Origin of the sequence: uncultured Christiangramia sp., assembly GCF_913046405.1 — a bacterium.
Classification (GTDB): Bacteria; Bacteroidota; Bacteroidia; order Flavobacteriales; family Flavobacteriaceae; genus Christiangramia; species Christiangramia marina.
Genome location: NZ_CAJWRQ010000154.1, coordinates 1 through 4,050, shown reverse-complemented (window position 1 = coordinate 4,050; position 4,050 = coordinate 1). Strand labels below are relative to the sequence as shown.

Here is a 4,050-nt window from a genome sequence, read left to right as displayed (position 1 = left end):
TAATTTGAAGAATCTTGATATCAGATTTCCATTGAATTCACTCATTTGTGTTACAGGTGTATCTGGAAGTGGCAAATCGTCGCTTGTGAATCATTCACTTTTAGAAACTGCGAAATGTCAATTGAATGGGGAACCCTTCCCTGGGCATCTATGTCATTCAATTTCAGGTTTAAAAACCTTCGAATGATAATTTAGATAGGTTTGACAAGAATGAAGAGTTAATCAGCAATGTTTTAGCATAAATTTTCAAGAAACTGGAGCGAACTAAAGTTTACTGAAAAATAGATGGAGAGCTTTCATTCAAATCATCCACTGATTCATCATCATAGAAATTATTCACCCCATTCTTTAGCCACTGTAAATATTTATCAGCATCTGGTTCGTAAGCAATGGGATCATTTAACTTATTACCTGCATTGTCAAGTAATACATAATATGGTTGTGCATTTGCTTTAAAGTTTGTGATCTGGAAATCACTCCATTTATTTCCGATGGTTTCAATTTCTTTACCAGTAGCTTCAGATACATATTGTTCATTCTCAGGAAGATCTCGTTGATCATCTACGTAAAGGGAAATTAATACAATGTCATTCTGAAGTAAATTCAACACCTCATCTTCACTCCACACTCTTTCTTCCATCTTTCTACAATTCACACAAGCATGCCCCGTAAAATCTAGCAGGACTGGTAAATTCTGCTTTTCTGCATATGCCATTCCCTGTTCATAATCATGAAAGCTAACCAGATCATGAGGTCCATAATCGGCTCCTTCAGGAAGGTTGGAGTTAACGTTCGTATTCAATCCTCCAGAACTTCCTAAACCATCTGGTGATTCACTGTATTGTAATGGCGGAGGAAAACCACTAATAATTTTTAGAGGCGCTCCCCATAAGCCAGGGATCAAATAAATTGTAAATGTGAGAACTATAATTCCTAATAACAATCTTCCCACAGATATATATTCGAGAGGAGAATCATGTGGTAAACGTATTTTTCCGAAGAGATACAAGGAAAGAACAGCAAAGATCGCTATCCAGATCGCCAGGAAAACCTCTCTCTCGAGGAAATGTAACTGCAAGACCAAATCTGCATTCGAAAGAAATTTAAATGCCAGTGCCAGTTCGAGAAATCCTAAAACTACCTTGACCGTATTTAACCAGCCACCAGATTTTGGTAAACTATTCATCCAACCCGGGAAGGCCGCGAACAAGGCAAATGGAAGAGCGATTGCCAGTGAGAATCCAAGCATTCCTATAATTGGTGCAATACCTCCTTTTGAAGCCGCTTCCACCAGTAAAGTTCCCACGATTGGTCCCGTACATGAGAATGAAACGATCGCTAAGGCCAGCGCCATAAAAAATATTCCAATGAGCCCGCCTCTGTCAGCTTTAGAATCGATCCTCGTTCCCCAGCTACTTGGCAGTACGATCTCAAAAGCCCCCATAAAGGACATTGCAAAAACAACTAGAAGTATGAAGAATATGAGATTGAACCACACATTCGTGGATAAAGCATTCAGACTATCAGCTCCAAAGATCAGGGTTACCAATGAGCCTAGAAGTACATAGATAACAACGATGGAAATTCCGTAGAAAATAGCATTCCTAATGCCCGCTGCACGTGATTTCGATTGCTTAGTGAAAAAGCTTACCGTCATGGGAATCATTGGGAAAACGCAAGGCGTGAGCAAGGCTGCGAATCCAGATAAAAAAGCAATAATAAAGATACCCCAGAAAGAACGCTGATCTTCCATTTTAAGATTTCCTGTTTCCTCAGGGTCTAGCTTTGCTGGAGTAGCGTCTTCCTTTAACTGAAAAGTAAATTTTTTCGAGTCAAATATACAGGCTTCATCATCACAGGCCTGGTATTCGATCTTGGCAATTATAGTGGATAACGTGGTATCGGTAACTCGTACACGCTGAGAAAATGTTGCCTCGTCCAGAAAATAACTCAAATCTGTCTCAAAAACCTTGTCGAATTCAGTAATAGATTCACTTTCCCTGGTTTCGTTTACCAATTCATACCCGGTATTTTGATCTTCAAAAGTAAAAACTGTAGAATTGACAGCTCCTTCAGGCTGAGTTTGTGAATATAAATGCCATTTATTCTGAATGCTGGCTTCAAATATGAGATCATATTCGTTCTCTGAAACTTTCTTAACTTCAGAAGTCCATTTGACCGGATCCTGGATTTGAGCGCTCGCGCCCATGGTAAATAACAAACAGAATAGAAACAGGCCTTTTTTGAAATGTCCTAAAGAAATATGCATATAAACTGCGCCTTTGAATGAATTTGAATGGCATCAAAAATAAGGAATTTAACCTGATTTAAGCCCTTGGAAAATCAGCATTCTCAATGATCAAAATAACCATCTCAACCTATACTGAACAATATAATGAGTCGTAAAAATTAGTTAGGACTAACCAATCATAAAATATAATTGCAGTTTAAAGCAATGGATAAAAACAAACGATAATTAAGGGAAGAAGTGAATTATTTGAAATTTTGATATCCAGTGCTGCGATCTAAAAGACCTTACAAGTCACCAAGCTAATTTATAGGAATCAGAATACTAATTTTAGTGCCTTTGTTGATATCTGAAGCAATATTCATGGAGCCTCCCAGTTCATGAACCAGCTCATTGACCAGTTTTAAACCAAGTCCGAAGCCTTTCTCCCCACCAGTTCCGATAGATAATTCTGAAACATCTTCGAAGTAATTCTCCAGCGCCGCACTGCTCATTCCAACTCCGTTGTCCTGCACAACCACATCCAGTTGTTTCCCGATTTCGGTATTTATAATATTTATATGAACCTCAATACTTCCTCCAGATGGAGTAAATTTGATGGAGTTGGAGATTAGGTTACCAAAAATGGAAAGAACACGTCTTCGACTAAACTTTAACTGACCCTTTTCGCGATTAACAAATACGTTGAAACCAAGATTCTTGGATTTTGCTGGCAATTCATAAAGCTGAATCAACCGATCCTGGAGATCTGCCATATTAATTCTCCTGCTCGATTGAATTTCATTTTCTCTCCCGCTATTCAAAATTTCATCGGTCAATTCAATAATACTTTTTCCCCACTAATACTAAACAATGCGAAATCATTAATTGGGAAGGGAATTGTTGATGTTCTTTCTTCAGAGGGGGCTCAAGTATGTATAGCTGACATTTCTGAAGAACATGGAATTAAAGCAGTCAGTGAAATAGAGAAGTTGGGTAGAAAAGCAATTTATGTTCAAGCAAATTTTGAAAATTCTGCAGAACCTAAAAAGGTAATCGAAGAGTGTGTAAACAGGTTAGGAAACATAAATATATTGGTAAATAACGTGGGAATACAGCCATCTACATCTTATAAAAATGTAGAAGAAACTTCTGAAGAAGTATGGGATGCTATTATAAATATAAACTTGAAAAGCTATTTTTTGATGTCTAAATACTCAATCCCTTTTATGAGGAGAAATGGAGAGGGTGCAATTGTTAATATAGCGAGTGTGCAGGGTTTGCAATCACAAAAGCTTGTTCCACCCTACGCAGCAAGTAAAGGTGCTGTTTTATCTTTAACAAGGCAAATGTCACTGGACTATATCAAAGAAAACATAAGAATAAATGCAATATGTCCTGGCACAATTAACACCCCTATGGTAACAAACTCAATTTCAGGAAACATTAATGAATCTTTAAAATTATTTGGAAAAGATATTCCTATTGGAAGGGTCGGAGAACCCAAAGAAATAGGACAAGTGGCTTCATTTTTATGTAGTGATAAAGCATCATTTATATCTGGAGAATATATTATTGTAGACGGAGGAATTATGGCTAAAGGAGGTTGGGATACAGAACTTCAGGGAGAATAATATTCTTAGAAGTAATTGAATACTTTAACGATCAAAAGGACCTTTTTTTTCATCAATCGAGTATTCTGATATAATTCCAGCTTTCATATTTGCTGAAATTGTTTGTCCAGCTTTTACAGGAAATGCAGAACCATTATTTTTTGCATGATCAACTCCGCCATTGCCCCAGCTTGTGCAGGGTTCAAGTCC

The 4,050-nt window shown here is 37.5% G+C and carries 3 protein-coding genes; 1 reads left to right on the top strand and 2 read right to left on the bottom strand.

Annotated elements, in window-relative coordinates; translation table 11 throughout:
• Positions 1–271: 271 nt before the first annotated feature.
• Together QZ620_RS13600 and QZ620_RS13595 are read right to left on the bottom strand one after the other, a co-directional pair.
• Positions 272–2,209 carry a cytochrome c biogenesis protein CcdA gene (locus tag QZ620_RS13600; RefSeq protein ID WP_295182668.1) on the bottom strand — a complete coding sequence of 646 codons (1,938 nt, stop codon included), beginning with the start codon at positions 2,207–2,209 and terminating at the stop codon, positions 272–274.
• 341 nt (positions 2,210–2,550) lie between these two features.
• Positions 2,551–3,003, bottom strand: a complete 453-nt coding sequence (locus QZ620_RS13595; RefSeq protein WP_295182665.1) for an ATP-binding protein — start codon at positions 3,001–3,003, stop codon at positions 2,551–2,553.
• 18 nt (positions 3,004–3,021) lie between these two features.
• On the opposite strand from QZ620_RS13595, the gene QZ620_RS13590 reads away from it, so the two are divergent.
• Entirely contained in the window at positions 3,022–3,861 is an 840-nt protein-coding gene (locus tag QZ620_RS13590) for an SDR family oxidoreductase (RefSeq protein ID WP_295182662.1), read from the top strand.
• Positions 3,862–4,050 lie beyond the last annotated feature (189 nt).